At 72.7% G+C, this 4067-nt stretch carries 4 protein-coding genes; 1 reads left to right on the plus strand and 3 read right to left on the minus strand.

All coding sequences use genetic code 11. The annotated features are described in order from the left end of the window. Positions 1-182 precede the first annotated feature (182 nt). Entirely contained in the window at positions 183-1013 is an 831-nt protein-coding gene (locus ACLQ25_RS28305; RefSeq protein ID WP_425733812.1) for an MBL fold metallo-hydrolase, read from the minus strand. After that, positions 1010-1414 carry a thioesterase family protein gene (locus ACLQ25_RS28310; RefSeq protein WP_425733813.1) on the minus strand — a complete coding sequence of 135 codons (405 nt, stop codon included), beginning with the start codon at positions 1412-1414 and terminating at the stop codon, positions 1010-1012. Before ACLQ25_RS28310 ends, ACLQ25_RS28305 begins: the two co-directional genes overlap by 4 nt. A 139-nt stretch (positions 1415-1553) precedes the next feature. On the opposite strand from ACLQ25_RS28310, the gene ACLQ25_RS28315 reads away from it, so the two are divergent. Further along, the gene (locus ACLQ25_RS28315; RefSeq protein WP_425733814.1) at positions 1554-2609 is read left to right on the plus strand and encodes a phosphatase PAP2 family protein; all 1056 of its coding nucleotides are present in this window, start codon (positions 1554-1556) and stop codon (positions 2607-2609) included. A gap of 91 nt (positions 2610-2700) precedes the next feature. Here ACLQ25_RS28315 and ACLQ25_RS28320 read toward each other — a convergent pair whose 3' ends face one another. Then, positions 2701-3987 carry a PH domain-containing protein gene (locus ACLQ25_RS28320; protein WP_425733833.1) on the minus strand — a complete coding sequence of 429 codons (1287 nt, stop codon included), beginning with the start codon at positions 3985-3987 and terminating at the stop codon, positions 2701-2703. Positions 3988-4067 lie beyond the last annotated feature (80 nt).

The raw sequence follows: 4067 nt of genomic DNA on the forward strand, positions 1-4067 counted from the left end.
CTGGCACACCGGCCAACCGGTCATGCGATCCCTGACCGCCTACGACCACTGACCCCTTGGAATCGATCATCTAGGCCCCGGCCCCCTTTTTCGCGTCGATCTTGCACTTTCTGTTGACGATTGATCCCTTATCCGGGGCTATGTCGCCGCAGAAAGTGCAAGATCGGCGCGAGTCTTTGTGGTCAGGCTTCGCCGTTCAGCTCGCGGTAGCCGCGGCGGGCGGCGAGCAGGGCCGCGCGTGCCCCGAAGGGCGCCTCGGCGGCCACCCGCTCCGGCGGCGCACCGCCGGTGTGCGCGGCCCGGATCAACCAGGCCAGCCGTACCAGCTCGGCGTGCTGGGCCCGGACGAAATCGACGTCCACCACGTCGCCGTGGCCCGGGACCACCACCATGCCCGGGGTCGTCAGCCGCAGCAGGTCCGCGACCGCGTCCGGCCACTGCAGGGGGTACGAGTCCTCGAAGGCGGGCGGACCACTCTGCTCCACCAGATCGCCGGCGACGAGCACGTCCGCGTCGGGCACGTGCGCCACCAGATCGGCGTCGGTGTGCCCGCGCCCCGGGTGCCGCAGCAGCACCCGTCGGCCGCCCAGGTCGAGCGTCGTCTCCGTGTGCACCGCGTGCGTCGGGGCCAGCAGCGGGGTGTCCGCCAGGTCGGCGGCCAGCTCAACGTGCTCCGCGCGCACCTCCTCGTACGCCTCCCGGCGCAGCCCCTCCGGGTCGTCACGCAGAGCGGCGGCGGCCCGCTCGTGCGCGTACACCGGTCGGGGCGGGTCGCCAGCCAGGACGGCGTTGCCAAAGCAGTGGTCGTAGTGGTGGTGCGTGTTGACCAGGGTCAGCGGACGGTCGGTGACCCCCCGGACGGCGGCGGCCAGCTCGGCGGCCTGCCCCGCCGAGGAGAGCGTGTCCACCAGCAGTGCCTCGTCGTCGCCGACGACGAGCGTGACGTTGACCCGCAGCAGGGGCTCGACCCGCACGTACACCCGGTCGGCGACCTCGACGAACCCGCCGCTCACGACGCCCGCCCGGCCCGGTCGACGAAGCGTTGCCGGTCCACCAGGAGCCGGTCCACCCGACCCCGGGCCACCGTCTGGTCGCCGTCGGAGACGCTGACCTCGAACGACAACCGGCGACCGTCGACCGTCGTCAGCAGCGCCTGCGCCCGTACCGTGCGGCCCACCACCGTCGGCGCGAGATGCTCCAGCTCGACCCGGGTGCCGACCGTCGTCGAGCCGGGCGGCATCGCCGACGCCGTGGCCGCGACGGTGGCCGCCTCCGCGAGCGCGAGCGCCCGAGGCGTGCCCAGCACCGGTACGTCCCCCGAACCGACCGCCTGGGCGGTGTCCGCGTCGGTGACGGTCAGCTCGACCTGGGCGGTCAGACCCGGCGCGAGGGCCGGCTCGGGCTGCTCCTGCATGGTCGTCAGCCTAGGTGTTCGGAGACCCCGTCGAGCACGCGCCCGGCGATCCCGGCGCCGCCCGCCCTCCCACCTGTGCGCCGCCCCGCCGGGTGGTACCCGTCGGTCGATGCCATAGCCGTCGTTAACCTTGACCGCGATGGCCGTCGTGACTGACCCCCAGCCCCCCGCCCGGACCGACCCACCCGCGTCGCCGGACGCGGGTCGTCGGCGCATCGTCGCCATGACGATCTGGGCGGTCGCCTTCGTCGCCGCTTGGCTCGGCATCGGGCTGCCCACCGACCCGGCGTACGCCTTCGTGTGGATCTGGCTCGGGACCATCGCCTGGAACAGCGACCGCCCGTGGCGCAGCCACCTGCGCTTCGCCCGGGACTGGGTGCCGGTGGTGCTGCTACTGGCCGCGTACAACCTCTCGCGCGGGTTCGCCGACAACGGCGCCACCCCGCACGCCATGGAGCTGATCGTCGCCGACCGGTTCATGTTCGGCTGGGCCACCGGCGGGGAGGTGCCCACCGTCTGGTTGCAGGAGCACCTCTACCGCCCACAGGTGCACTGGTGGGACATCGCGGCGAGCTGGGTGTACTTCTCGCACTTCGTGGTGGCGCTGGCCGCCGCCGCCGTGCTCTGGATGCGGGACCGGCACCGCTGGGCCGCCTACATGCGGCGGTGGGGATTCCTGTGCGCCGCCGGCCTGGTCACGTACTTCGTCTACCCGGCCGCGCCGCCCTGGTGGGCCGCGCAGAACGGACTGCTCACCGAGGTGGCGCGGATCTCCACCCGGGGCTGGAAGGCGTTCGGCATGCACGGCGCCGGCAACGTGCTCAACGCCGGCCAGATCGCCTCGAACCCGGTCGCCGCCATGCCGTCGCTGCACACCGCGTGGGCGCTGTTCGTGGTGCTGTTCTTCCTGCACACCACCCGCCGCCGGTGGTGGCCGCTGCTGCTCGCGTACCCCCTGGCGATGACCTTCACCCTGGTCTACTCCGGCGAGCACTACGTGATCGACGTGCTGGTGGGCTGGACGTACGTCGGGCTGACCTACCTGGTCGTCGGCTTGGCCGAGCGGGCGTGGAGGTCCTACCGCGCCCGCCACCCCAAGGCCGAAACCCAACCGCCCCCCAACCAGCCCGACCTCCCGACCCTCCGCGAACCGGACAGCACCACCACCCACCGCTCGATCCCCGCCGACCACTGACCGCCCCGTCTTTGTTGATCAAGAGGTTTGCGTCACCGGGTGCCCGATTTTTGACGCGAACCTCTTGATCAACAGCAGTCATGGGGGTGGGTTAGGGGGTTTGGTGGCGGGCTTGGTGGGCTCTGCTGGTTAGTTCGGCTGCCAGGGACCAGGCTTCGGCGAGGTCGCGGTCCTGGGCTGCGGCGCCCGAGCCGCCGGCCGTGTCCGCGTACACGGTCGCGAGCCGCAGCCGGCGCTGCACCGGCCCCTGCACGACGCGCACGCTCTGGATCCGGGCGTACGGCACGATCGCCAACTGTCGGGTGAGCAGCCCGGACCGGGTGGCGAAGACCCGATCGAACAGGCCCGCGCCGAGCGCGCCGCGTCCGAGCGGGTGCAGCCAGCGCGTCCGGGGCGGTGGCGGGCTCAGCGTCAGCGCGTCCAGGCGTACGCCGGGCAGCACCTCGCCGACGATCATCGCGGCGGTCGGCAGGTCACCCACCGGCAGCAGCCGGTCCGGTCGGTTGCGGTCGTCGGCCTCCGCGATCGAGTAGCCGGCCACCTCCAACCGCAGTCGCAGCCAGTCGTTAACCCGCCACAGCAGCGGCCAGGTGGCCCGTACGGTCTGGACCCGGTCCAGCGGCACGGTCTGCGCGCGGGTTTCCAACAGGCCGTTGTGCACCCGCAGGGTGCCACCGTCGCGGGCCAGCCGGAAGTTCCAGTCGTCGAGGACCCGGCGGATCGGTTGCAGGAGCACACCGGCCATCGCGGTCAGCGTGCTCGCCACCGCGATGAACGACCACGACCCCGCGGTGACGAACTGCACCACGACGAAGGCAACGCCGAACGGGAGCAGGAACGCCTGCGGGGTGAGCAACTGGCTGACCAGGAGGTTCCGGTTGCGTACCGCGTGCAGTGGCCGAGCCCGCACGGCCGTCGGGGTCTCGACCAGCGTCGCTGGCGCGGTGTCGCCGGGCGGCACCCCGCGCCCGGCGAGCGCCAGCAGCCGCTCCCGCAGGCGGGCCGCGTCGGCCACCCCGAGGTACGCCAGCGGCGCTTCGGTCTTGCCTCCTCCGACGACCTCCAGGCGCAGCTCGGCCAGGCCGGTGAGCTGGGCGAGCAGGGGCCGGACCACCTCCACGGCCTGCAACCGCTCCAACGGGATGGCCCGGGTACGCCGCCAGAGCAGCCCCTCGTGCACCCGCAGCTCGCGGCCCACCACGTGGTAGCCGGTGTTGTACCAACTGATCACCGACAGCACGGTCGCGCCGAGCGCCAGCACCACCACCATGGCGGCGAACCGACCGAAGCCGACCCGCGACAGTGTCGACCAGGACAGGCCGGCGATCACCACGACCAGTGACTTGGCGCCGTGCAGCAGCGGGCTGAGCGGGTGCAGCCGCTGTCGCGGCTCCCCGACACCACCGCTCGCCGGAGCGGGCCAGGGCTGGACCGCCCCGGGCGTCCCGGCCGAGTACG

Source organism: Micromonospora sp. DT44, assembly GCF_049841635.1.
Lineage (GTDB): Bacteria > Actinomycetota > Actinomycetes > Mycobacteriales > Micromonosporaceae > Micromonospora.